The following is a 24,484-nucleotide window of genomic DNA, read 5'->3' on the forward strand; positions in this document are numbered from 1 at the left end:
GCGCGCGAGCTTGCGGCCGGCATCAGGTGGTCGAGGGCACGGGCCAGGACGCGCGGATGGACGAGGGCTGGGCGCTGGAGGAGCGGGTCGGCGTGGAGCATCGGTGCAATGATCCTTTCGAGCCCCTTGAATATTCTGGATCCTGGTTAATGCGCGTTTAAGCGCTGCGCTGATCTGAACCGCCAAGTATTCGCCCTCTCGCCGGCGATCAGGGCGGCCGCAGGGCCTGTGACGCAGCGATGGGAACCAAAACGCCCGTCGGGCGTCTCCAAACCGCCAAGCTTTGTCCGCCGAATCCGATGACCATCACCATCTCGAACCTGCAGCCCGTGATCGCGATCATCGCCGGGGTGCTGATCCTGATCGCGCCCCGGTTGCTGAACTATATCGTGGCCGCGTACCTGATCGGCGTCGGACTGATCGGCCTTGGCCTTTTCCGCGGGCTGGTGTGAGCCGAGAGGCTTCATCGCCGCGGTGAGACAGCCGTGGGTCGGCATCCACCGCCTTCAGGGCGTTCACCTTGCGTTGCAACGCGAGATGGTCCAACCCGCGATCCAATGACCGGTCACGGTCACGTCACTTTCGAATGGACGGAAACGATATGGCGAGCCAGGGCAGCGCGGGCACCGCGAAGTGGGTCTACGCCTTCGGCGACGGCAAGGCCGAGGGCAAATCGCAGATGCGCGAACTGCTGGGCGGCAAGGGCGCGAACCTCGCCGAGATGTCGAATCTCGGCCTGCCCGTCCCCCCCGGTTTCACCATCACCACCGAAGTCTGCACGTATTATTACGCGCATGACAAACAGTACCCGCCGGAGTTGAAGGCGCAGGTCGACGAGGCCCTGGCCAAGGTCGGTGCGCTGACCGGCCGGACCTTCGGCGACGCGCAGAGCCCGCTGCTCGTCTCGGTTCGCTCCGGTGCCCGGGCCTCGATGCCGGGCATGATGGACACGGTGCTCAACCTCGGCCTCAACGACACCACGGTGCTGGCGCTCGCCCAGAGCGCGGGCGACGAGCGCTTCGCCTACGATTCCTATCGCCGCTTCATCACCATGTACTCGAACGTGGTTCTGGGCGTTGAGCACCACGCCTTCGAGGAGGCGCTGGAGCAGTACAAGGAGAGCAAGGGCGTCGAGCTCGACACCGAGCTCGGTGCCGAGGACTGGAAGACCCTGATCCAGACCTACAAAAAGATCGTGCGCGAGGAGCACGGCTCGGACTTCCCGCAGGGCGCGCAGGACCAGCTCTGGGGTGCGATCAGCGCCGTGTTCGATTCCTGGATGATCCCGCGCGCGAAGAAGTACCGCGAGCTGAACAGCATCCCTGAGAGCTGGGGCACGGCCGTGAACGTGCAGGCCATGGTGTTCGGCAACATGGGCGACACCTCGGCCACCGGCGTGGCCTTCACCCGCAACCCATCGACGGGCGAGCGGGCGCTCTACGGCGAGTTCCTGATCAACGCTCAGGGCGAGGACGTGGTCGCGGGCATCCGCACGCCCCAGGACATCACCGAGAAGGCGCGCATCGAGGCGAAGTCCGACAAGCCCTCGATGGAGAAGGCGATGCCGGAGAGCTTCGCCGAGCTGACCAGGATCTACGGGATCCTCGAGAAGCACTATCGCGACATGCAGGACATGGAGTTCACCATCGAGAGCGGTAAGCTCTGGATGCTCCAGACTCGCAACGGCAAGCGCACCGCGAAGGCCGCGCTGAAGATCGCGGTCGATCTCGCCAGCGAGGGCCTGATCTCCGAGAAGGAGGCGATCCTTCGCGTAGAGCCCGGCGCGCTGGACCAGCTCCTGCACCCGACGATCGACCCGAAGGCCGAGCGCAAGGTGATCGCCTCCGGCCTGCCGGCCTCTCCGGGCGCGGCGACGGGCGAGATCGTGTTCAACTCGGAGGATGCCGAGGCCTGCAAGAAGGCCGAGCGCAAATGCATCCTCGTGCGCATCGAGACCTCGCCGGAAGACATCCACGGCATGCACGCCTCCGAGGGCATCCTCACCACCCGCGGCGGCATGACCAGCCACGCGGCAGTGGTTGCCCGCGGCATGGGCAAGCCCTGCGTTTCGGGCGTCGGCTCGATCCGCATCGACTACAAGGCCAAGACTCTGACGGTCGGTGGCGTGACCCTGAAGGCCGGCGACAAGCTGACCATCGACGGCTCGACGGGCCAAGTGCTGCAGGGCGAGGTGAAGATGCTGGAGCCCGAGCTCTCCGGCGACTTCGCACAGCTGATGGGCTGGGCCGACGCGCACCGGACCATGAAGGTCCGGACCAATGCCGACACCCCGAACGACGCCCGCACCGCGCGCAACTTCGGCGCCGAGGGCATCGGCCTCTGCCGGACCGAGCACATGTTCTTCGAGGGTGACCGCATCATCGCGGTGCGCGAGATGATCCTGGCCGACGATGCGGAGGGCCGGCGCTCGGCGCTCGCGAAGATCCTGCCCTACCAGCGCCAGGACTTCGCCGAGCTGTTCGCGATCATGTCGGGCCTGCCCGTCACGATCCGCCTGCTCGACCCGCCGCTGCACGAGTTCCTGCCGCACTCGGACGCCGAGGTGGCCGAGGTCGTGAAGGCGACGGGCGTCGCCGAGGACAAGATCCGGCACAGGATGCGCGAACTCTCCGAGTTCAATCCGATGCTCGGCTTCCGCGGCTGCCGCCTCGCCATCGCCTTCCCGGAGATCGCCGAGATGCAGGCCCGCGCGATCTTCGAGGCAGCCGTTCAGGCCGCCAAGGAGACCGGCGCTCCGGTAGTACCGGAGGTGATGGTGCCGTTGGTCTTCACCCGGGCCGAGTTCGACATCGTCAAGGCGCGCATCGACGCCATGGCGAAGGCGGTCTCGGAGGAGACGGGTGCCAAGCTCGACTATCAGGTCGGCACCATGATCGAGCTGCCGCGCGCGGCATTGAAGGCCGGCGAGATCGCAGAGACCGCTGAGTTTTTCTCCTTCGGCACCAATGATCTGACGCAGACGGCGCTCGGCATCTCGCGCGACGACGCCGCCACGTTCCTGGGTCCCTACACCCAGAAGGGCATCCTGGCGGCCGATCCCTTCGTGACGATCGACCAGGAAGGCGTCGGCGAACTGGTGCGCATCGGCGTGGAGCGCGGGCGCAAGACGCGGAGCGACATCAAGCTCGGCATCTGCGGCGAGCACGGCGGCGATCCGGCCTCGGTCGGATTCTGTCAGGAGGTCGGGCTCGACTACGTTTCGTGCTCGCCCTACCGCGTGCCGATCGCGCGCCTCGCGGCGGCCCAGGCGGCGCTCGGCAAGGTGCTCAGCGGCGAGGGCTGATCCGAATCGAACGTGGCCCGGGCAGCCCGTCCGGGCCACGTTCACCCGCCGTTATCGAAGCGGCGCAACAGCTGTGGAAAAAATCAGGGCGCCGGGACGAACCTGCGCTGTACCGGCACGTTGACTGCTAGTGGCTCCGACGAGCGCCAGCCCGAATGCCACGCGCGGGATTGCCGGCCATGAACGACCCGAGCCCCTCCCCACTCTACATCTCTGACCATCCCGCCGCCGTCCGGCTCCCGCGCACTCTGGAGCGCGCCTGCCTGTGGACGATCGGCACCATCGGCGGCCTCGCCACGTGCGGCCTGCTGGTCTTCGCGGTGGCGACCCAGAGCAGCGCCGACGCGGAGCGTATCGCCGGCACCAGCGACTACGCCGCCGGACTGGTCGCAGCGCTCGCGACCGCGCAGGCCCGCGGCGGCCGCTGAGCCGGTCCCGGCCCGCGCGTCGCGGTTACCGGGGAGATCGCTCTCAGCGCCCCCCGCCGACGCCGCGCGTCGCCGAACCGCTGAAGCGCTGGCTGTCGAGCGCGTCGCCGGGGCTACCTTGGCCGAAGCGGGTCGTGATCCGCTCCGGCGATGCCGAGACGAGGGCATCCGGGGCCGCGTCCGATCGCGCCCGGGCCGCGGCGACGCGGACCGGCGCTGCGTTCGAGGCGGGGACGGACGCGTCGTCCGCCGCGACGGTCTCGAATAGGGCACGCAGCTGCTGCTTCGGATCGGCATCCGCCGCCACGAGGTTGCTGCGCCGGGCCGTCACAGGCAGGAACGCTGCCTTCTGCAGCGGCTCCGCCGCGGGAATGGCCACGGCGCCGATGGCGGCGAACTGAACCGGTCGCGGCGGAGGCAGCGGCATGGCGATCGCGCTCGCCGCCACCGCCTCGAACTCGGCAGGGCGGCGGGGCGGCAGCGGCGCGAGCGTTGCCTGGATCGCCGCATCAGCGCTGCCGGACGCGGCGCCTGCGGGCTCCGCCGTCAGCAAGCTGCGGGCATCCGGCTTTCCGTCGCGGGCGAGGGCCGCACCGCGCAGCGCCGCGCTGGCGTTCGGCGCCGCGTAGGCGAGGGCCGCGTTGGCGCCGACCGGCGCTTCGGGGTCGGCGCTCGCGACCACGATCGGCGCGCGGCGCTGGCGCGCGGCCGGAACCGGTGCCGTCGCGGGGACGCTGGCAGAGCCGCCGCCGAACAGGCTCGCCAGGAAGCGACCGACGCTCGGACCGTCATCCTCCTCGGCGCTCGCGACCTGTGTCTGCACGCCGGCCACCGTGCCGCCGCGGGCCAGAACGGCGGCGCGGGCTTCCTCGTAGCGTGCAAGCGGGTGGCCATCGCTCGGCAGGTGCACGGTCCGGCCGTCCGGGAACAGCCGCGCGAGCTGGTCGTGGGTCATGCGCGGCCAGGAGCGAACCGAGCCGACATCGAGATGCACGAAAGGCGAGCCCGAGCGCGGATACCAGCCGACGCCGCCGCGCTGCATCTGCATGCCGACTGCTCGGATCTGATCGATCGAGACATCCGGCAGGTAGAAGTCCATGGCCTTGCCGAGCATGTGCTGGCTGTATTCGGCCACCATCCGGGAGCGCCGCCGCAGCATCGCGTTGGTGCCAGGGGAGCGGTAGGCGGAGACGATGTGGATCGCCTCGCTCGAACCGACCTGCCGGTAGGCCTCCCACACCGTATCGAAGAGGCGGGGATCCATCTTGGTCGGCTCGTCCACGCGCCAGTCGCGCAGGAGCCAGTTCAGCTGATCGAGCCCGGACCGATCGTAGCGCCCGTCGCGCTTGAAGGTAACGGTGGCGCTCTCCTTGGTGTGGGTGTGGAAGATCGTGAGGCTGCGGGTATCGCCGTTGGCGACCGCGTCCTGCGTTCCGCTCGTCGTCCCGATCAGAGCGAGCGACACGCCGGCCGCGAGGACGAGGCGGCGGATCGCGGCCGGACGGATGGGGGAGAACCTGCGCACGATGGCCCTTGCCCTCTTGCCGCGCCCCGGGCGGAGCGTCGTGGTGAATGCAAGGTTGCCGAAAACCGTGAATCGCCGGTTATCGAGGCCTCGCCGCGGATACCGTCCTGTCGGTGGAACGGCTAAGCCGCGACCATGGCGAAATCGTGCCCGCAAGTGCTCGGGCGCACGCTCGCGGATTCTTGTCTTTGGATCGGACAGGATCCGGAAAGTCTAGCGCCGACTTACCACCAGCCGCGCGAGATCGGCGCGGGGCGCGGTCCCCAGGGATCCGGGCTGGCGTAGACCGGTGCCGCCTCCGCCCGCACCGTCGGGCGCGCGGCGTGCCGCACCTTCGGCTTCGGGCGCGGCATCTCGGCGGTCTGCCGCGCCGGCTCGGTCGGCGCCTTCGGGGCGCGGGCGATCGCAGGTCCACCACCGCCCGGCAGGCCGAGCGCCGCGCGCATCGGCGCGTCGTAGCCGTAGATGTCGGGCAGCGTCCGGTAGCTGCCGGAATCGTCCAGGTAGGCCGTGAAGTAGGCGAGATGCACCGGCAGCTTCTCGTCCAGTCGGATCGTGCGCTCGCCCTTGCCGATCAGCTTCTTCAGCCGCTCGCTGGTCCAGGCCTCGGACAGCACCGCGTCGGCGAAGCGGAACGGGTCGTCGACCCGTACGCAGCCGTGGCTGAGCGCGCGGTCGGATCGGGCGAACAGCGAGCGATTCGGCGTGTCGTGCAGGTAGACCGCGTGGTTGTTCGGGAACATGAACTTCACGAAGCCCAGCGCGTTCTTCTCGCCCGGCGGCTGCCGCAGGGAGACGTGGCCGCCGCGCCGAACCACCTCGTAGCCGCCCCAGGTCTTGCCGCCGTAGGCGGCGATCTTCGGCAGCATCGTCTTCAGGATCGAGGGCGGGACGTACCAGGACGGGTTGACGACCGCGTACTCCATCAGGCCCGAGAAGAGCGGGGTCGGCGATTCCGTCTTGCCGACGATGACCCGGGTCTCGTCGCGCAGGCGCCCCTGCCGGACGACGCGCAGGCGGTATTCCGGCACGTTGACCAGCACGTAGTCGGATCCGAGATCGGTCGGCAGCCAGCGCCAGCGCTCCATATTGACGATGATCTGCGCCTCGTCCGCGCTCGCGTGGCGCTGCGGCTCGACGCCTGCCAGAGCCAGCACGGTCTGGGCGTTGAGCGTGCCTGTCGCGGGTAGCCCGCGGGACCGCTGGTAATTCGAGACCGCCTTCGCAACGCCCGCGTCGTAGAGATCGGGTTCGCCGGGACCGTGGTCCAGCGTGCCGGGCGCGCGCGCCTCGATGTCGAGATGCTGGCGCAGAGCGGGCACGCGCGAGTCGCGCATGCCGATCTTGAGCATCGGGCCCGGCGGCAGCTTCAGGGGCTTGCTCGAGGCGGAGACCGTCGGTTCGGCCGGCCCGCGCAGGGCGGCGAGCCGGGTCCTCAGCGCGAGGTAGCCGGGTTGGCGCGGATTGTACCGCTGGAGCACGCTGCCGGCCTCGGGGCCGGCCGCCGCCACGGCGGCAAGCACCGCATCGGCTGTCGGCAGATCGAGGCTCGGTGTGATCAGGCGCGAGATCGACGCGAGGTTGACGCGCCCACCGCGCGCATCGCGCGCGTAGAGGGCGATGGCAGCGGACAGCTTCAGGTCGGCGTCGGCGATCGTCGCAAGGTCGTCCGGTGAGGCGGGCAATCTCGGCACCGGATAGGCGCGCGTGTCGAGCCCGTCCTCGCTCGCGGCGGCCAAGCGTGCCACGGCTGCCTTGGCGGCCGGATTGTAAGCGCCCTCGCTCACCCATACCGGCTGAAAGGCGCCGAGCGCGTAGAACGCCCGGATCGCCTCGCGCTCCTTCGCGGTGAGGCGGGCGAGCAGGGGCGCCGCGTCGGCGAGGCGGTTGAAGATCGCGGCGGCGCGCGGATCGCTCGGTACGGCGGGCGCAGCGGCGCTAGCGGGGGCCGGAGCCGGCGGCGTCTCGGCCTTCGCGGCCCCCTCCGCCGGCACGCCTACCGCCTCGTCCGCGGTGGTGGGCTTGGCCGATTCAGCCGCTCCCGAGACGGCGGGAGCTGCCGAGGGGGTCGCGGCGTCGGGCTCGACGGCGGCGGTGCGCAGGGGCATGCCGGGCTCCGCCCGGGCGGGCACGAGCGTACCGGCGAACAGCGCGGCCAAGGCGATGGTGGCGGAGCGCGGAACGCCCATCATGGCTCTCCTCGGGGCGGACCGCGTAGTGCGATCCTCACAAATGTATAATCGAAGCAAGCGCTGCCGTATGCATGCGCCCCGGGAAAACCGAGCCTGCGCGGCGCGCGATGGCGCACGGTCAGGCGGCAGCGTCCTCGGCCTTCTCGTCGATGCCGAGATCCTTGAGCTTTCGGTAGAGCGTGGATCGGCCGATTCCGAGGCGGCGCGAGACCTCGGACATTCGGCCGCGGTAATATTGCAGCGCGTAGCGGATCACCTCTGATTCTACGGCCTCCATCGTCTTCATCTCACCGGTCTCCTCCACGACGAGCGACATGGCGTGGGGGTCGCGCACCTCGACGCGCACGATCTCGCGCACCGGCTCCAGAGCCGCGTGCGCCGAGACCGGCTGGCCGGGGGCGGGCGGGATGCGGATGTCGAAGCCCTCGACCTGGGCGGCGATCTGGGGGAATTCGGAGACGGTCAGCTCGTCCCCGTCCGCCAGCACCACGGCACGGAACAGCGCATTCTCGAGTTGGCGCACGTTGCCGGGCCAACTGTAGCGCGTGAGGAGCGCCATCGCTTCGGCGCTGACCCCGCGCACGCGCTTGCTCTCCTCCGCCGAGAAGCGGGCGCAGAAGGAGCGCACGAGGTCCGGAATGTCCTCGCGGCGAGCCCGCAGAGGCGGCAGGGTCATCGGGAAGACGTTGAGGCGGTAGTAGAGGTCCTCGCGGAACTTGCCGGCTTTGACGAGGTCGAGGAGCGAGCGGTTCGTCGCCGAGACCAAGCGGATATCGACCCGCACGCTGCGCTTGGCCCCGACCGGATCAACCTCGCCTTCCTGCAGCGCCCTCAGGAGTTTGACCTGGGCGTCGAGGGGGAGCTCCCCGATCTCGTCGAGGAAGAGCGTGCCGCCCGACGCCTCGACGAACTTGCCGGTATGCCGCTCGGTGGCGCCGGTGAAGGCACCCTTCTCGTGGCCGAACAGGGTGGATTCGACGAGATTCTCGGGGATCGCCCCGCAATTCACGGTGACGAAGGGCTTGCCGCGCCGGTCGCCGGAGCCCTGGATCGCGCGGGCCAGAACCTCCTTGCCGACGCCCGACTCGCCCTCGATCAGCACGGGGATCGTGGACTTGGCCGCGCGCTCGGCCAGCCGCATCACCCGGTCCATGTCGGGGCTCTTCGAGGCGAGATCGCGGAACGTCAGCGCGCCGGAGGCGCGGCGGCGCATGCGCCGGACCTCCTCCTCCAGCTGATCGACCCGCAGGGCGTTCTTGATCGAGACCTGGAGCCGCTCGGCGCCCGCGGGCTTGACCACGAAATCGACCGCCCCGGCCCGCATGGCGCTGACCACCGCATCGATGGAGCCGTTGGCGGTCTGGACGATCACGGGGGTGTCGATGTCGCCCTTGCGCATCTCGGAGAGCACCCCGAGCCCGTCCAGCCCCCCCGGCATGACGAGGTCCAGAAGCACCACGTCGATGTCGTGCTGAGCCCGCAGGAGGCTCAGAGCCTCCGCGCCGTTTTCCGCGGTGCGCGCCTCGAAGCCGAATCGGCGCACGCTCGCCTCGGCGAGGCGGCGCTGCACCGGGTCGTCGTCGACGATCAGCACCGTGGTCGTCATGCGGGCTTTCCTCGTGCTGGCGCGCCGATCCCGCCGCGCCGGAGGCAGCCTCCGCCGACGGTCGCGGTCCGCGACGTGTTCCGTTTCGAGATGCAGCCTCGCTCAGATGCGTAAAGCCGCGCTTAACGACGATCCCGGGATTTCGGGCACGGCGAGCACGCGCGGGGCCGGCCGGCTTGTCACAGCAACGACCGGCGCATCGGTTGAAGCGCGGGCCGGGCCGCTCGATATCAGCGGCTTGCCATGGGATCCGGGGCCTGTCTCACGGGCACGGCCCCTTCAAGGAATGTGAGCGCCGATGCCAGACCGTATTGCCGCCGTGGAAGCACAGCCCTGCCGGAGCGCCGACAGCGCGCTGGCGGCCCGCGCGACCGCCCACGCGGTCGATCTCGGCGCGCTTCCCGAGTGGGACCTCTCGGATCTCTACGCCGGCCTCGACGATCCGGCCTTCCGCGACGACCTCGCGCGGGCGGAGAGCGCGTGCAAGGCCTTCGCCGAGACCTATGCAGGCCGGATCGCCGCGCTGGCGGCGGGCTCGGATGCTTCGGAGCGGCTGGCCGAGGCTCTTCGCACCTACGAGGGCATCGAGGATCTGCTCGGCAAGCTGATGTCCTACGCAGGTCTCGTCTATTCCGGCGACACCACCGACGAGGCGCGCGCGAAGTTCTACGGCGATACCCGTGAGCGCCTCACCGACGCCTCGGCCGAGTTGCTGTTCTTCGCTCTCGAGCTCAACCGCGTCGAGGACGCGGTGCTCGACGCCGCGATGGCCACCGGGCCGCTCGCTCATTATGCGCCCTGGATCGAGGACCTGCGCCGGGAGAAGCCCTACCAGCTCGAGGACCGGGTCGAGAAACTGTTCCTCGAGAAATCTGTGACCGCGAACGCCTCCTGGGACCGGCTGTTCAACGAGACGATCGCGAGCCTGCGCTTCCCCGTCCAGGGCGAGATGCTGCCGCTGGAGCCTACGCTGAACAAGCTGCAGGACCCGGACGGTGCTGTCCGCCGCGAGGCGGCCGGAGCGGTGAGTGAGGTGCTGCGCGGGAACCTGCGCATCTTCACCCTGATCACCAACACCCTTGCCAAGGACAAGGAGATCTCCGACCGCTGGCGCGGCTTCAAGGACGTGGCCGACGCGCGCCACCTCTCCAACCGGGTCGAGCCCGAGGTGGTCGCGGCCCTGGTCGACGCCGTGCAGGCGGCCTATCCGCGATTGTCGCACCGCTACTACCGCCTCAAGGCCAAGTGGTTCGGCGTCGAGGCTTTGCCCTACTGGGACCGCAACGCGCCGCTGCCGCGGGTGGAGCAGCGCACGATCCCCTGGACGGAGGCCCGCGACACGGTGCTGTCGGCCTACGATGCCTTCTCGCCGGATCTCGCCAACATCGCCCGGCGCTTCTTCGACGATCGCTGGATCGACGCGCCGACCAGGCCCGGCAAGGCGCCGGGTGCCTTCGCGCACCCGACCGTCCCCTCAGTCCACCCCTACGTTCTGGTGAACTATCAGGGGAAACCGCGGGACGTGATGACGCTCGCACACGAACTCGGCCACGGGGTGCATCAGGTGCTGGCGGCCCCGAACGGCGCCCTGATGGCCCAGACGCCTTTGACGCTCGCCGAGACCGCGAGCGTGTTCGGCGAGATGCTGACCTTCCGCAAGCTCCTGGCGGAGACGAGGGACACGACCCAGCGCCGGGCGATGCTCGCCGCCAAGGTGGAGGACATGATCAACACGGTCGTGCGCCAGATCGCGTTCTACGCCTTCGAGCGGAAGGTGCATCTCGCCCGCGCCAAGGGCGAGCTGACGACCGAGCAGATCAACGCGCTCTGGCTCTCGGTCCAGGCCGAATCACTCGGGCCGGCGATCCAGCTCGACTCGGGGTACGAGCCCTACTGGGCCTACATCCCGCACTTCATCCACTCGCCCTTCTACGTCTACGCCTACGCCTTCGGCGACTGCCTCGTGAACTCGCTCTACGGCGTCTACGCCAAGGCGGAGGCGGGCTTCGTGGAGCGCTACTTCGCGCTTCTCTCGGCCGGCGGATCGAAGCCCTACAGCGAGCTGCTGAAGCCCTTCGGGCTCGATGCCAGCGATCCGGGCTTCTGGCAGATCGGGCTCGCTATGATCGAGGGCATGATCGCCGAGCTGGAGGCGATGGAAGGGGCGTCCTGACCCGCGGCGCAGGGACCCACGGCCCTGGCACCGGCGCGCCGGCTGCTTATCTCGGCTCTGACAGCTGAGGTGAGCACCCGCCCGATGGCCGAGACCGACCGCGAAGCCAACCGCTTCTCCGCCCGCGCCAGCCGCTACGCCCGCGTCGGCGTGAATGTCGGCGGCGTCGCAGCCCGGATGGCGAGCGCCCGCCTGTTCGGAGGCGAGGGCACCACCAACGCGGCCGCGCTTGCTCAGGCGCTGGGCGGGCTTAAGGGGCCGATCATGAAGGTGGCGCAACTGCTCGCCACCATCCCGGACCTGCTGCCGCCGGAATACGCGGCCGAGCTCCAGAAGCTCCAGGCCGATGCCCCGCCGATGGGCGCAGCCTTCGTCAAGCGCCGGATGATGGCCGAGCTCGGGGCCGACTGGCAGAGCCGCTTCGGCAGTTTCGACCTGAAGCCGGCCGCTGCCGCTTCTCTCGGGCAGGTGCACCGCGCCACCGCCAAGGACGGCGCAAAGCTCGCCTGCAAGCTTCAGTACCCGGACATGCAATCGGCCGTGGAGGCCGACCTGAAGCAGCTGGAAGTGGCCTTCGCCCTGCACCGGCGCATGAATTCCTGGCTCGATACCCGCGAGATCGCCCAGGAGATCGGTGCTCGGGTACGTGAGGAGCTGGACTACACCCGCGAGGCGAAGCACGCGGCGCTCTACGCCGCCGTGCTCAAGGACATCGATGCGGTGCGGGTTCCGGGCGTTCACGCCGACCTTTCGACCAAGCGCCTTTTGACCCTGAACTGGCTCGACGGCGAGCGCATCCTGAACTTCGCCGAGAGCCCGGTGGAGATCCGCAACCGCCTCGCCCAGGCGATGTTCAAGGCGTGGTGGCACCCGTTCAGCCGCGCCGCGGTGATCCACGGCGACCCGCATCTGGGCAACTACACGGTCTTCTCGGAGGGCGGCGAGGCGCAGGGCATCAACCTGCTCGACTACGGCTGCGTGCGCATCTTCCATCCGCGCTTCGTCGGCGGCGTGGTGGACCTCTACCGCGGCCTTCTGGAGGACGACGAGGCCCGTATCGTCCACGCCTACGAGGTCTGGGGTTTCAAGAACCTCAATCGCGAGATCATCGACATCCTGAACATCTGGGCGCGCTTCATCTACGGGCCCCTGCTGGAGGACCGCACCCGCACCGTGGCGGACGGCGTGAAGCCCGGCGAGTACGGCCGTCGGCAGGCCTTCCAGGTCCACCAGGCCCTGAAGGAGCGCGGGCCCGTCACCGTTCCCCAGGAATTCGTGTTCATGGACCGCGCGGCTGTCGGTCTGGGCGCGGTGTTCCTGCATCTGCGCTCGGAGCTGAACTACCACCGCCTGTTCGAGGCCGAGATCGAGAGCTTTTCCCTCGACGCGCTGGCCCGGCGACAGGGCGAGGCGCTGGCCGCCGCGGGCCTCGACCTGCCGCGTTGACGGCGGGGACTGGCGCAAAGTTGCGCGTAACGATGCGATCTTGGCCTTAAAGACGGCGGCAACGCGATTGCCGCCCGTATGGGCTTGAGTTAAATCCCCTGCGACAGAACAAACAGGCGTCACAGGGGACGAACGCACGATGGCTGAGACCAAGACCGTGTCCGGGGCAGCCTACAGCCCGGCGATGGACGCCAAGACCCACGAGCAGACCTACAAGGGCTTCATCCGCTTCGTCGAGATCGCGACCGGCGTGGTCATCTGCTGGGTCCTGGCGCTCGCTGTCGGCGGCATCCGCGAGGCTTGGCTTACGGCGATCGCCGGCGTCGTTGCGGCCTCCGCCGCCGGTGCTGTCGGTGCGCTCGCGCCCGCGGTCGGCTGGAAGGCGCCCTTCGTGGTCGCCGTTCTTCTCGCGCTGTATCTGTTCTTCGCGTAGGGGCGGCTGCGTCTGCGGCCAGAGACGCCGAGTTACATCCGCACCGTTTCCATCAACCAGACAGTGCCCGCTCACCTCGTAAAACCGTCATGGTTCGCGCATGCGGTGGCGGTCCATTTGAGGGGTAAGCTGAATGCGCATCGCTGTGCTTTCGGAAACCGACGCCGCGGAGCCGCGGGTCGCGGCGGTGCCGGAGACGATCAAGAAATTCAAGGCCTTGGGGGCTGAGGTCGTGGTGCAGTCGGGTGCGGGCCTCTCGGCCGGCGTTCCGGACGCCGAGTACGAAGCCGCAGGCGCCACCGTGGCGTCCTCCGCCGAGGACGCAGGCCGCGATGCCGACCTTGTCCTGAAGGTCCGCCGCCCGAGCGCCGACGAGGCCAAGCTCCTGAAGCGCGGCACCACCGTCGTCGCCATCATGGATCCGTACGGCCGCGAGGCCGAGCTGAAGGCCCTGGCCGATGCCGGCCTCGACACCTTCGCGATGGAGTTTATGCCGCGGATCACCCGTGCGCAGGTGATGGACGTGCTCTCCTCGCAGGCGAACCTCGCCGGCTACCGCGCCGTGATCGACGGCGCCGCCGAGTACGGCCGCTCCATGCCGATGATGATGACCGCCGCCGGCACCGTTCCGGCCGCGCGCGTCTTTATCATGGGCGTCGGCGTCGCTGGCCTCCAGGCGATCGCTACGGCCCGCCGCCTCGGCGCGGTCGTCACCGCCACCGACGTCCGCCCCGCCACCAAGGAGCAGGTCGAATCGCTCGGTGCGAAGTTTGTGGCCGTCGAGGACGACGAGTTCAAGCAGGCAGAGACCGCGGGCGGCTACGCCAAGGAGATGTCGGCCGAGTACCAGCGCAAGCAGGCCGAGCTGGTGAAGGGCCACATCGCCAAGCAGGACATCGTCATCACCACCGCGCTCATCCCGGGCCGGCCGGCCCCGAAGCTCGTTTCCGAGGAGATGGTCGCCTCGATGAAGCCGGGCTCCGTCCTGGTCGACCTCGCGGTCGAGCGCGGCGGCAACGTCGCCGGCGCCAAGGCCGGCGAGATCGTCACCACACCCAACGGTGCGAAGATCGTCGGGCACCTCAACGTGCCGGGCCGCCTCGCCGCCACGGCCTCGGCGCTCTACGCGCGCAACCTCTACGCCTTCCTCGAGACGCTGATCGACAAGGAGTCGAAGGCGCTGGCGATCAAGTGGGACGACGAGCTGGTCAAGGCCACGAACCTGACCCGCGACGGCCAAGTCGTGCATCCCTCGTTCCAGCCCAAGACCGACGGCGCGGCCTCCGAGGCCTCGGCGGTCGGTCTGTCGAAGTCCGAGGCGGGCCAGGGCGCCACCAAGGGCGCGGGCGCGGCGTAACCGGCTCCCCAGGAGATCTCACCCATGGCAACCATCGCCCCTGACCAGGCCGCGGATCAGACCCGCCTCCTGGCCGACACCGCCCGCGCCGCCGCCGCGGCCGCCCGCAACGCCGCCGACCAGGCCCAGGCGATCGCCGACGGCCTCGGCCACGGCGTCGCGGCGGCCACGCACGGCGCCGTCGACCCGACCGTGTTCCGCCTCGCGATCTTCGTGCTGGCGATCTTCGTCGGCTACTACGTGGTCTGGTCGGTGACTCCGGCCCTTCACACCCCGCTCATGTCGGTCACCAACGCGATCTCGTCGGTGATCATCGTGGGCGCCCTGCTCGCCGTGGGCGTGCCCTACATCGAGAAGGGCAGCGGCTGGGCCCGCTTCTTCGGCTTCATCGGCATCGTGCTGGCCTCCGTGAACATCTTCGGCGGCTTCCTCGTCACACAGCGCATGCTCGCCATGTACAAGAAGAAGGCCTGAGCCGATGTCCGAGAACGTCTCCTCCCTTCTCTACATCGTCGCCGGCGTCCTGTTCATCATGGCGCTGCGGGGCCTCTCGCACCCGACGACGTCCCGCCAAGGCAACCTCTACGGCATGATCGGCATGGCGCTGGCCGTGCTCACCACGCTGATCGGCCATCCGCCGGCGGGCGCGGCCGCGTGGGTCATCGTGCTGCTCGGCCTCGCCATCGGTGGCGGCGCGGGCGCGGTGATCGCCAAGCGCGTGCCGATGACGGCGATGCCGCAGCTCGTCGCCGCCTTCCACTCGCTGGTCGGCCTCGCGGCCGTGGCGGTCGCGGCCGGCGCTCTCTACGCGCCGCAGGCCTTCGGCATCATCGAGAACGGCCACTTCCACAAGCAGTCGCTGTTCGAGATGGGCCTGGGCGTCGCGATCGGCGCGATCACCTTCACGGGCTCGGTCATCGCCTTCGCCAAGCTCGACGGCCGCATGTCCGGCAAGCCGATCATGCTGCCGCAGCGCCACCTCATCAACGCGCTGCTGGCCGCGGCCCTGGTCGTGCTGCTCGCGCTGTTCATCGGCACCGAGTCGAAGTTCCTGTTCTGGCTGATCGTGATCCTGTCGCTGGTCCTCGGCGGCCTGATCATCATCCCGATCGGTGGCGCTGACATGCCCGTCGTCGTCTCGATGCTGAACTCGTACTCGGGCTGGGCGGCGGCCGGCATCGGCTTCACCCTGGGCAACCTCGCGCTCATCATCACGGGCGCGCTGGTCGGTTCCTCGGGCGCGATCCTCTCCTACATCATGTGCCACGCGATGAACCGCTCGTTCATCTCGGTCATCCTGGGCGGGTTCGGCGGCGATGCCGCGGCGGCGGCCGGCGGCGGACAGGTCGAGACGCGCCCCGTCAAGCAGGGCTCGGCGGACGACGCGGCCTACATCATGAAGAACGCCGAGCGCGTGATCATCGTGCCGGGCTACGGCATGGCGGTGGCGCAGGCCCAGCACTCGCTGCGCGAGATGGCCGACCTCCTCAAGAAGGAGGGCGTCGACGTGAAGTACGCGATCCACCCCGTCGCGGGCCGCATGCCGGGCCACATGAACGTGCTGCTGGCGGAAGCCAACGTGCCCTACGACGAGGTCTTCGAGCTGGAGGACATCAACGGCGAGTTCCCGCAGGCCGATGTCGCCTTCGTGATCGGCGCCAACGACGTCACCAACCCGGCCGCCAAGACCGACAAGGCCTCGCCGATCTATGGCATGCCGATCCTCGACGTGGAGAAGGCCAAGACCGTGCTCTTCATCAAGCGCGGCATGGGCTCCGGCTACGCGGGCGTCGAGAACGAGGTGTTCTTCCGCGACAACACCATGATGCTGTTCGGCGACGCCAAGAAGGTCGTCGACTCGATCCTGAAGAACCTCTGATCGGATCGGGGATCCCCAAGGGCCTGAGGCCCTCGGGCGAGGTCCGGGGCGCGCAGCCCTGCACCCGTCAAAGGTCTCGACCTTTGGCACCCATGACACGCTCTTGCGGGGCGGCCAGCGATGGCCGCCCCGCTGTCGTTTTCGGGCGGCAGCGTAAGCGGCGGCTCCGCGCTATGATCGCGCCGTGCTAGCCCTAACGCCCCCGCCCCGTTCTTTCCTCGGTGTCAGTGCCTCGATCCAGGGGCGGGCGTGGCGCGAGCGCTGCGCGGACCCGACTGCCCAGGCCGCCGCCGCCGCCATGGTCCAGGCCTATGGCCTGCCCGAGTTGCTGGCGCGCGTGCTCGCCGGGCGCGGCATCCGACCGGACGGGGCGGATGCCTATCTCCGCCCGCGCCTGCGCGAGCTGATGCCGGACCCCGACAGCCTGCTCGACATGGACATCGCCGCCAAGCGCATCGCCCGCGCGGTGCGTCGCGGCGAGATCGTCGCGGTGTTCGGCGATTACGACGTGGACGGCGCCGCGAGCGCGGCGCTGCTCGCCGGCTACCTCCAGGGCCTCGGCGTCACCGCCCGCATCCACATCCCGGACCGGATCACGGAAGGCTACGGTCCAAACGTCGCGGCTGTGCGGGCACTCGCCGCGGAGGGCGCGAGCCTCCTCGTCTGCGTCGATTGCGGCACCAGCGGCCACGGCCCGCTGGAGGAGGCGGAGAAGCTCGGCCTCGACGTGGTGGTGCTCGACCACCACACTGCCTCCGAGGTGCTGCCGCCGGTGCGCGCCCTGGTGAACCCGAACCGCCTCGACGATCTTTCCGGCCTTGGCCACCTCTGCGCGGCGGGCGTCGTCTTCCTGACGCTGGTCGCGGTCAACCGTGTCCTGCGGCGCGAGGGCTTCTTCGGCGGCGAACTGACGGAGCCGAGGCTCACCGATGCTCTCGACCTCGTGGCCCTGGCAACCGTCGCCGACGTGGTGCCGCTGACGGGCCTCAATCGGGCCTTCGTGGTCCAGGGTCTCACGGTGATGCGGTCCCGCAATCGCACGGGCCTTGCCGCCCTGTTCGATGCCGCCTCTCTCGACGGTCCGCCGGAGGCTTGGCACCTCGGCTACCTGCTGGGGCCCCGCATCAACGCGGGCGGGCGAATCGGCGATGCGAGCCTCGGCGCGCGGCTGCTGCTGAGCGCGGACGGAATGGAGGCGGTGCGGATCGCGGCCGAACTCGACCGGCTCAACCGCGAGCGCCAGCTCATCGAGGCGCAGGCCGTCGCCGATGCCGAGGCCGCGATGGACCGCCTGCTCAGTCTCGACCCGGACCGGCCGGTTTTGGTCGCCGGGAGTGCCGACTGGCACCCGGGCGTGGTCGGACTGATCGCTTCGCGGCTCAAGGAACGCTTCGGCCGGCCCGCCTTCGCCTTCGCACTGCGTCCGGACGGAACGAGCACCGGCTCGGGCCGCTCGGTCGCGGGGGCCGATCTCGGGGCTGCGGTGCGGGCCTGCGTCGATGTGGGGCTCGCCGCCAAGGGCGGCGGCCACGCCATGGCGGCGGGTGTGACCCTGAAGGGCCAGGACCTCACCCGGTTCGAGGCGCACCTGACCGAGAGTCTCGCTGCGGCCGTCGCAGAGGCGCGCGCGGCGGACGTGCTCCTCGTCGACGGCACGCTCAGCGCGGGTGGCGCCACCGCCGAGACGGTCCACCTGATCCAGCGCGCCGGCCCTTTCGGCCAGGGGGCACCGGAGCCCGTCTTCGCCCTCGCGAACCACCGTATCGTCGATGCTGGGGTGGTCGGCACCAGCCACGTCCGGGCGCGCCTGCGCAGCCGCGACGGACAGCTCATCGGCGCGATCAGCTTCCGCAGCGCGCAGAGCCCGCTCGGCCTCGCGCTTCTCAACGGGATCGGCCGGGAGTGCCACGTCGCCGGCACCCTCGCATGCGACCGCTGGCGCGGTGCGGAGCGGGCCCAGCTGCGCATCTGCGACCTCGCTTCCGCCGATTGATCGGTCGTCGTACAACAGCGCAACGAGGCTGTTGACTCCAGGGCAGCCCCCAACCATAAGACCCCGGCGCGGCCCGTACGGGCCGCTCGTTTGGGGGAATGTCCCGAGCGGCAAAGGGGGCGGACTGTAAATCCGCTGCGTAAGCTTCGAAGGTTCGAGTCCTTCTTCCCCCACCAAACGATCCCATGGACTGCCGGACAGCTCAGCGGTTCGCTTCTCAAGCGTTCCGCTTTGTGCTATCCGGCCGGCATGCGGGTGTAGCTCAATGGTAGAGCAGCAGCCTTCCAAGCTGAATACGAGGGTTCGATTCCCTTCACCCGCTCCAATCTCCCCCCCCTGAGAACGGCTTTCCCCGCAGGCGCTTAGGCTCTTCGTGGTGGTATCCGCGGCTGCACGCATGAGCGTCGGATGCCACTGGGATACCACCTCAATGAGTGGTATCCCCCCTAGGCAGCGGCGCCCTTCGTGACCCGCCGGACCTTCTTCTGGGCCGTGACGGTGTCCCGCATCAGCGCGACAAGGGCCTGCCCAGGGACGCGGTAGTGCTCGGGCGCGGCGCACTCCAGGGTCTCGCTTCCCCGCTGGACCACCAGGCGCGTCGGCAGGGTCCCGGTCCCGATGATGATCTGCTGGTCGACCTTGCGGGCCCACTCGGCGACGTGTCCGAGGTTGTAGATCTCGAAGAACGAGTTGACTGCCCGGAGGCGGACCCGCTGCTCCTCGATGCGCCTCATCAGGTCCCCCAACTTCACGAGGCCGATGCGGATCTCGCGGGTCGTGGCCTCCTGCCGGCGCAGGACCTCCAGGGTCTCTTCGACCTCCCGCTCGATGGCGAGCAACTGCTCGGGGACCGTCGGGCCGGAGCGGAAGAGCTCGGCCCCGTGCAGCGCGTAGCCCTGGACGACCACGCCCCGGACGCGGGCGTTCTCGGTGCCGTAGTCGCGGAGTTGCTCATCAGTGGAGAGCATGCCGTCGCCGCTGGCCACACGTTCGAGCCGCGCCCAGACCGTCCGCCCGAGCATCGCCTGCAGGCGGCGCCGGACGTCCATGAAGGCCTGGACGGCCGGGTCGGCTCGCATGGCGGCGATCTGGTCGACGAGGTCGGAGCGCTGGGATAGGACCATCCGCTGCCGCTCGACGTAGTCGCGCCGGTCCCGGGCCGCGTCGAAGTCCTTGACCAACTCGTCGAAGACGACGCCGTACCGCTTGTGGGCGCAGTCGCGCCCGACGAGCCGGCGCCCGCCGGAGCGGTAGAGCATGACCACGCCCTTGTCGTGGTTGGGGTGCTTGCAAAACACGCACTGGGCGCGGCCGCGGTCCCGGCCCGCGACGTTGTAGGCCAACTCGACCATCGCCTCCTCGTCGGGCGGCGGGTCGTTCGAGACGTTGTCCAAGCTTTCCGGGTCGTCGGTTGTGAACTCCATCGCGAGGAGTTCGTCGTCGGATCGGGTTTTCCAGAAACCCGCACCCGACTTGTCAAAAAGGGCTTCGAGGTCTGCCAAGGGCATCTTCCTGATCACCAATCAACGGAAGATGGAAACACAGTAAGCAGTTCGCCACCAGCGCCCCGCGAATCTTTACGCAGTAATCTGTGGATAAGCGGGTCAGGATACACCGATCCCTGCTAGCAGTCCGGGGCGAGTTCCACTAACCGCCCGCGACCATCGTCTCCAGGGCCACGACCCGGGCGGCGATCTCCTCGATCATGCAGGCGTGGTCATGGCCGTGGACCGTGGCCCACCAGAACTGGTTCTGGGTCATGCGGAGCTCCCCGCGGCGACGGTGCGCCGGCACAGTTCCGCGCACTCCGGTTCGCCGTCCGCGCGGTCCCGGCAGCCCCCGGCGCAGCGCAGGTGGGCGGCCTCGATCTCGGCGGCGCGCCGAAGGTCCTCGGCACACTCCTCGTAGGGTTGGTCCGCCATCGCGGCGATATGGCCGAGGGCATGGTGGACGTAGGCTTCGTAGGTCGTCTCAGCTCTGGAAGGACCCCACGGCAGACAAGGGGGCGTCAGAAGTGCGCTTGAGCTCTTCGGTCCAGGGCACGCCGTAGACCTTCGACAGGAACTCGGTGTCCTCGGGCGGCTGCGCCGATAGGTTCGTGAAGAGCTGGTAGCGGTGCCGGCCGGTCGTGGGCTCGTCGATCCGGACAATGGCCGCTCCGGGGCGCAGTTGGTGGATAACCTCCCGCAGCGCCTCGGCGTCCGCTGCGTGCCGGGCCCGCTCGTCATCCAGCGCGGCCACGGCGCGCGCGAGCTCGTCCAGTTCGTCGTCCTTGAGCATGTAGTGATCCCTTCCCAAAGAGAGGTCTTCAGGATGAACCGGCGTACGACGCAGAGGGACCGCGTCACCCGGAACCTGCTTCCCCCGCGCGTCCTGCAGAAGATTTCGTATGTGGCGAGCGCGGACGACATGACCGAATTGGCCAACGGCTTGATCGCCGCCGCGCGCTATTGGGCCAAGTTCAAGGGCGACGAGGCGGTCACCCGCCGATACTGGCAGAATGTCATGGAAGTGTTCCTCGGGGATGCGGACGTGGACATAGCCGGGAAGCAATGACGCCCTCGGCGTCCCGTTCGCCCATGGAAGGAAGGCCCTGCCCACCCGGCGGGGCCTTCCTCGTTTCGGGGGAGCCTGGGCGTGCTATGCCAGGGCATGGACGTCATCCTTCAGTACATGGATCCCGAGGCGTGGCCGCGTCCGGACGGGTGGGTCGTCATCGGGCGCTTCGGGACCAAGGCGCTCGCCTATGACGGCGAGCGGCGCCCCTTCCTGATCGGCGACGGCGAGCCCGAGCCGCTCGACCGAGACGCCGTGAATGCCGCCCTGGCGCCAGCGGTGGACGCCGCGGCGTCCAGGCTATGGCCGGGGGGCTGGTCATTCGCGGTCTCCGAGGTATTCGGCATCAACCGGCGTAATCTGCAACCTGAACGGCTCGCCCGCGGGGGCCTGCCGCCTGGCGTGCTGCAGGCGCTCGCCCACATGTCCGACAGCGAGGACGCCGAGGGCGTGGGATGGCTGATGGTCGCGCTCGCCCGGTACACTGACCGGTACGCGGAGCGTAGCGACTTCATTGACCGCTTGGACGAGGCCCTCGCCGCGGCCCGGAATGCAGCCGAGGGGCTGCGGCTCGCCCGCCGTGGAAAACCGCTCCGGCCCGAATAAGGAAACCGTTCTTTAACGTCTGCCCCCTCATACCGGGGGGATGCGCTGGGAGGCATCGGTCTCTCGCGCACGGAGAGTAGCCGATGACACAGACGCCCTTCGAGGCGGCTGCCGCGGAGATGCGCGCCGATATCATGGCCGCAGACCGGGCAGCCCAGAACCGCCCACACGATCACGTCCTGACCCTCGCCGAGCTCTACCAGGGGGCCGAGCCCGGCGACGTCCTGGATCAGGCCGCCCGCGCCGCCGAGGCTGCCCTTGCGGCGCGGAACAGAATCCCCCTGAGCCAGAAGGCCCTGGTGGAGTTGAAGGACTTCCGCCGGGAGCCCACGCTGCAGGGGCTCAGGCAGATCGTCTGCCTCTGCGACAGCTTCATTCAGAGCTGCACCGATATCATCACGGCGCGGATGGCGCATCAGGACCTGCGCGACCACGCGGCCATCCTGCTGATGCTCGCCGGCGACCGCGTCGGGGCACGGATGACCGTCAGAAAGACGTTCTCGCTGCTCCTTGCCGGCGACCACTCCTCGCTCTGCCACTACGAGCTCTGGGTCACGCTCGTGGAGGCGCTGCACGTCGCGACGGACGGGCGCGGCGAGGACGAGCCCGACGACTACGGCCCGGTCCCGCGGCTGCCGTCCCGGCTCATCGCCCGGCAGCGCCTCAACATGCAGACGGAAGTCATGCTGCTTCACGAGCATGCGACCGCGGCCATCATCGACAACATCGCTGACGATATCCCGCCCGATCCGGACTTCGACTTCATGGACCTGGAGCGTCCCGGACCCCTGCGTCGCCGGCCGCTGCGGCCCGCTCCTCGGCCGGCGCCAAAGGCCGTTCCCGCGGCCCCGGCCGTCCCGGCACCGGCGGGCGGCCCGGCGCGGCGCGCGCTCGTCTCGGGCAGCCTGGACCACCTCACGTCAGGCCCGCTGAAGGACTACCGGAAGACGGCGCGGGAGTTGCTGCCGTCGATCTCGGTACCCGACCTCTCCGAGGTCCGCGAGCGGCTCGTCGCGGGCATGCCCTGGGCCGCCGAACAGGTCGCTCGCATGCTCTCGCCGCTCGTCGGCCGGGACCGCGTCGTGCTGCCCCCGTACCTGCTCGTCGGGGCGCAGGGCACGGGCAAGACGGAGGCCGCAGTCGCGATTGCGGAAGCACTCGGCCTGCCGACGACGGTCGTCCCCTGCGGCGGGCTGGCAGACGGCATGTGGGCGGGGACGTCCAGGGCGTGGTCCACGACGCGGCTGGACGGCGCCGCCCAGCAGATCCTGGCGGACCGCTGCATGACCGTGTGCTCGATCCACGACGAGCTCGATAAGTGCGCCCGCTCGGACCACAACGGGTCGCACCATGCGGCGCTGCTGGGAATGCTCGAACCGTCGCGGCGCCACGCCTACCACGACCCGGCGTTGGAGGCTGCCTGCGACCTGTCGGGGGTGTCGTTCCTGGCGACGGCGAACGGCACGGAGCCGCTGCAGGGGCCGCTCCTCGACCGGTTCACGGTCATCACGTGGCCCGCCCCGCGGCGCCAGGATCTGCCGGTGGTGGCGCGCCGCATCCTCCAGGCGCTGCGCCGGGAGGGCGGCCTGGACCCGGCCTGGATGCCCGACCTCGACGCCTCCGAGATCCGGGCTCTCCAGGGTTGGCAGGGGGGCAGCATGCGTCCGCTCCGCCGGGCCATCGAGCGCCTCGTCGCGCTCCGGTCTGATCCGAAGCTGGCCAACTGACGGGGGGATCATGCGTCGCGAAATCCGTCCCTTCCATACCGCCGGCTCGCCCCTCGTCGCCGCCGTCGCCGTCGGGCGCGTCCCGGAGGCGTCCGCCCGCATCGCAGCAAGCCACCTAGCGGCGCTGCAGGTCTCGGTCCGGATCGGCGAGCTCTCGCCGCTTCAGGCCGCCCTCCAGGCGGCCGAGGCGGTCGAGTACGCCACGGGCACGTTGGAAGTCCTCTATGTGTGAGAACCTCCGCCAGATCCGCGACCGCCTCCGGTCCGCCTGGACGACGCGCCGAGTGTGCGGCCTCGTCGGCGTCGCGGCGACGCTGCGCGTCGAGCGCATCATCGCGCTGAACGCGTCCGGCCGCATCCCGCGGACGGACGCCGTCCGGATGGCGCTCGAAGCCGAGGCGGTGGCCCTCTGTTTCCCGCCGCTCCCGTGGCTCTGAGATAGGTCTACGGGAACCGGACGCGAGGGCTCTGGTCAGTCCGCGTGCGCGGCCTCGTCGCCGTCCACGTGCCCGCCCTGGCCCTCGCGGGATGCCGCCTCTACGCCGGCGAATCCGCCTGGCTCCGCTGCCTCCGGACGGGCGACCGCGACGTCCATGCCTGGGTGGCGGGCACGCCCGTCGACGGGCCGCGTCCGCGGCCCGCGGTGCGGATCAGCTACCGGCTCGCGGAGCCCGGCTTCCGGCGCCGGTACACGGGCGCCGTCATTACCTCCGCCAACGTCATCTAGCTCGAAGCCGATGGCTCGGCGTGGGCCTTCAATCCCTTCTGAAAGGTCCCCAAGAATGCGTTGCGTTATCCTTGTCCTTGCAGCCCTCGCTCCTTCGACCGCCCTCGCCGCCGAGCTGTGGCCGACGTTCGACGGCAGCTGGCAGTGGGCCCTAACGGAGCCGGTTCCGGGAGGCCTCCGGCGGTTCGGCTACGTCGACGCCGAGCCGGCCGGCCCGGCCACGTGGAAGATCCGCGTCACGTGCGGGGTCGAGGATCCCCGCACCGGCCGCGTCGTCAGCAGGGTCGTGGGCACCGGCACGTCCACCCGGGCGCGCTTGCCCGGGTTCGGCGGGCGCTTCGACTTGAAAGGCGGGCGCTGCGGGACCTTCATCATCACCCAAGACGACAGGGACCCCGAAAACCTGGCCTTGTACGGCGAGTTCGACGAGGGAGTGCCCGAGTGCCCCCGGCGTGGCGTCGGAGCACTATCGAGCGGGGACTGAGGGCCTACCGTCCCGGGTGATCTCCCCGGAGGGTGCCCACATGCTCGA

21 protein-coding genes, 2 tRNA genes and 1 pseudogene are annotated in these 24,484 nt (G+C 69.6%); 19 read left to right on the forward strand and 5 right to left on the reverse strand.

Annotated elements, in window-relative coordinates; genetic code table 11:
- Positions 1-299: 299 nt before the first annotated feature.
- The 3 genes from MFF54_RS13760 to MFF54_RS13770 all read left to right on the forward strand — a co-directional run bounded on the left by MFF54_RS13760 (position 300) and on the right by MFF54_RS13770 (position 3,732).
- Positions 300-452 (forward strand): DUF3096 domain-containing protein, encoded by a 153-nt coding sequence (locus tag MFF54_RS13760; protein WP_238303491.1) that lies wholly within the window; start codon positions 300-302, stop codon positions 450-452.
- A gap of 149 nt (positions 453-601) precedes the next feature.
- Positions 602-3,304, forward strand: a complete 2,703-nt coding sequence (gene ppdK, locus MFF54_RS13765) for a pyruvate, phosphate dikinase (RefSeq protein WP_238303492.1) — start codon at positions 602-604, stop codon at positions 3,302-3,304.
- A 179-nt stretch (positions 3,305-3,483) separates the two neighbouring features.
- On the forward strand, positions 3,484-3,732 hold the full coding sequence (locus tag MFF54_RS13770) for a hypothetical protein (RefSeq protein ID WP_238303493.1): 249 nt from the start codon (positions 3,484-3,486) through the stop codon (positions 3,730-3,732).
- Between the two features lie 43 nt (positions 3,733-3,775).
- Here the strand turns inward: MFF54_RS13770 and MFF54_RS13775 are convergent, their stop codons facing one another.
- The 3 genes from MFF54_RS13775 to MFF54_RS13785 all read right to left on the reverse strand — a co-directional run bounded on the left by MFF54_RS13775 (position 3,776) and on the right by MFF54_RS13785 (position 9,055).
- The gene (locus MFF54_RS13775; RefSeq protein WP_238303494.1) at positions 3,776-5,257 is read right to left on the reverse strand and encodes a peptidoglycan L,D-endopeptidase MepK; all 1,482 of its coding nucleotides are present in this window, start codon (positions 5,255-5,257) and stop codon (positions 3,776-3,778) included.
- Between the two features lie 224 nt (positions 5,258-5,481).
- Complete coding sequence (locus tag MFF54_RS13780) at positions 5,482-7,446, reverse strand: L,D-transpeptidase family protein (protein ID WP_238303568.1); 1,965 nt, start codon at positions 7,444-7,446, stop codon at positions 5,482-5,484.
- 121 nt (positions 7,447-7,567) lie between these two features.
- On the reverse strand, positions 7,568-9,055 hold the full coding sequence (locus MFF54_RS13785; RefSeq protein WP_238303495.1) for a sigma-54-dependent transcriptional regulator: 1,488 nt from the start codon (positions 9,053-9,055) through the stop codon (positions 7,568-7,570).
- Between the two features lie 298 nt (positions 9,056-9,353).
- Between MFF54_RS13785 and MFF54_RS13790 the strand changes: the two genes are divergently transcribed.
- The 9 genes from MFF54_RS13790 (at position 9,354) to MFF54_RS13830 (ending at position 18,661) form a co-directional block, all read left to right on the forward strand.
- Positions 9,354-11,228, forward strand: coding sequence for a M3 family oligoendopeptidase (locus tag MFF54_RS13790; protein WP_238303496.1), 1,875 nt, complete (start codon positions 9,354-9,356; stop codon positions 11,226-11,228).
- Positions 11,229-11,312: 84 nt separating this feature from the next.
- Complete coding sequence (locus tag MFF54_RS13795) at positions 11,313-12,674, forward strand: ABC1 kinase family protein (RefSeq protein ID WP_238303569.1); 1,362 nt, start codon at positions 11,313-11,315, stop codon at positions 12,672-12,674.
- A gap of 139 nt (positions 12,675-12,813) precedes the next feature.
- Positions 12,814-13,107 (forward strand): aa3-type cytochrome c oxidase subunit IV, encoded by a 294-nt coding sequence (locus tag MFF54_RS13800; protein WP_238303497.1) that lies wholly within the window; start codon positions 12,814-12,816, stop codon positions 13,105-13,107.
- A 133-nt stretch (positions 13,108-13,240) separates the two neighbouring features.
- Entirely contained in the window at positions 13,241-14,464 is a 1,224-nt protein-coding gene (locus MFF54_RS13805; protein WP_238303498.1) for a Re/Si-specific NAD(P)(+) transhydrogenase subunit alpha, read from the forward strand.
- Positions 14,465-14,488: 24 nt separating this feature from the next.
- Positions 14,489-14,938 carry a proton-translocating transhydrogenase family protein gene (locus tag MFF54_RS13810; RefSeq protein ID WP_066918323.1) on the forward strand — a complete coding sequence of 150 codons (450 nt, stop codon included), beginning with the start codon at positions 14,489-14,491 and terminating at the stop codon, positions 14,936-14,938.
- A gap of 4 nt (positions 14,939-14,942) precedes the next feature.
- Positions 14,943-16,343: an NAD(P)(+) transhydrogenase (Re/Si-specific) subunit beta gene (locus tag MFF54_RS13815; protein WP_238303499.1), complete on the forward strand. Its 1,401-nt coding sequence runs from the start codon at positions 14,943-14,945 to the stop codon at positions 16,341-16,343.
- Between the two features lie 298 nt (positions 16,344-16,641).
- A complete protein-coding gene (gene recJ / locus MFF54_RS13820) occupies positions 16,642-18,336 on the forward strand; it encodes a single-stranded-DNA-specific exonuclease RecJ (RefSeq protein ID WP_238303570.1) in 1,695 nt (564 codons plus the stop codon).
- Positions 18,337-18,428: 92 nt separating this feature from the next.
- Positions 18,429-18,512, forward strand: a tRNA-Tyr gene (locus MFF54_RS13825).
- 75 nt (positions 18,513-18,587) lie between these two features.
- Positions 18,588-18,661, forward strand: a tRNA-Gly gene (locus tag MFF54_RS13830).
- 121 nt (positions 18,662-18,782) lie between these two features.
- Here the strand turns inward: MFF54_RS13830 and MFF54_RS13835 are convergent.
- Together MFF54_RS13835 and MFF54_RS13840 are read right to left on the reverse strand one after the other, a co-directional pair.
- Entirely contained in the window at positions 18,783-19,760 is a 978-nt protein-coding gene (locus tag MFF54_RS13835) for a hypothetical protein (RefSeq protein WP_238303500.1), read from the reverse strand.
- Positions 19,761-20,307: 547 nt separating this feature from the next.
- On the reverse strand, positions 20,308-20,616 hold the full coding sequence (locus MFF54_RS13840) for a hypothetical protein (RefSeq protein WP_238303501.1): 309 nt from the start codon (positions 20,614-20,616) through the stop codon (positions 20,308-20,310).
- 33 nt (positions 20,617-20,649) lie between these two features.
- On the opposite strand from MFF54_RS13840, the gene MFF54_RS13845 reads away from it, so the two are divergent.
- From MFF54_RS13845 to MFF54_RS13875, 7 genes and pseudogenes are all read left to right on the forward strand, one after another.
- Positions 20,650-20,892 carry a hypothetical protein gene (locus MFF54_RS13845; protein WP_238303502.1) on the forward strand — a complete coding sequence of 81 codons (243 nt, stop codon included), beginning with the start codon at positions 20,650-20,652 and terminating at the stop codon, positions 20,890-20,892.
- A 96-nt stretch (positions 20,893-20,988) separates the two neighbouring features.
- Positions 20,989-21,498: a hypothetical protein gene (locus MFF54_RS13850; protein WP_238303503.1), complete on the forward strand. Its 510-nt coding sequence runs from the start codon at positions 20,989-20,991 to the stop codon at positions 21,496-21,498.
- An 83-nt stretch (positions 21,499-21,581) separates the two neighbouring features.
- Positions 21,582-23,225, forward strand: coding sequence for an AAA family ATPase (locus MFF54_RS13855; protein WP_238303504.1), 1,644 nt, complete (start codon positions 21,582-21,584; stop codon positions 23,223-23,225).
- Between the two features lie 10 nt (positions 23,226-23,235).
- A complete protein-coding gene (locus tag MFF54_RS13860) occupies positions 23,236-23,457 on the forward strand; it encodes a hypothetical protein (protein WP_238303505.1) in 222 nt (73 codons plus the stop codon).
- Positions 23,450-23,662 (forward strand): hypothetical protein, encoded by a 213-nt coding sequence (locus MFF54_RS13865; RefSeq protein WP_238303506.1) that lies wholly within the window; start codon positions 23,450-23,452, stop codon positions 23,660-23,662. The genes MFF54_RS13860 and MFF54_RS13865 overlap by 8 nt, the downstream gene beginning before the upstream one ends.
- Positions 23,663-23,679: 17 nt before the next feature.
- Positions 23,680-23,952: pseudogene (locus tag MFF54_RS13870) on the forward strand (hypothetical protein); the annotation flags it as partial.
- A 55-nt stretch (positions 23,953-24,007) separates the two neighbouring features.
- On the forward strand, positions 24,008-24,436 hold the full coding sequence (locus tag MFF54_RS13875; protein ID WP_238303508.1) for a hypothetical protein: 429 nt from the start codon (positions 24,008-24,010) through the stop codon (positions 24,434-24,436).
- Positions 24,437-24,484 lie beyond the last annotated feature (48 nt).

Source organism: Methylobacterium gregans, from assembly GCF_022179245.1.
In the GTDB taxonomy this organism is placed as follows: Bacteria; Pseudomonadota; Alphaproteobacteria; order Rhizobiales; family Beijerinckiaceae; genus Methylobacterium; species Methylobacterium gregans.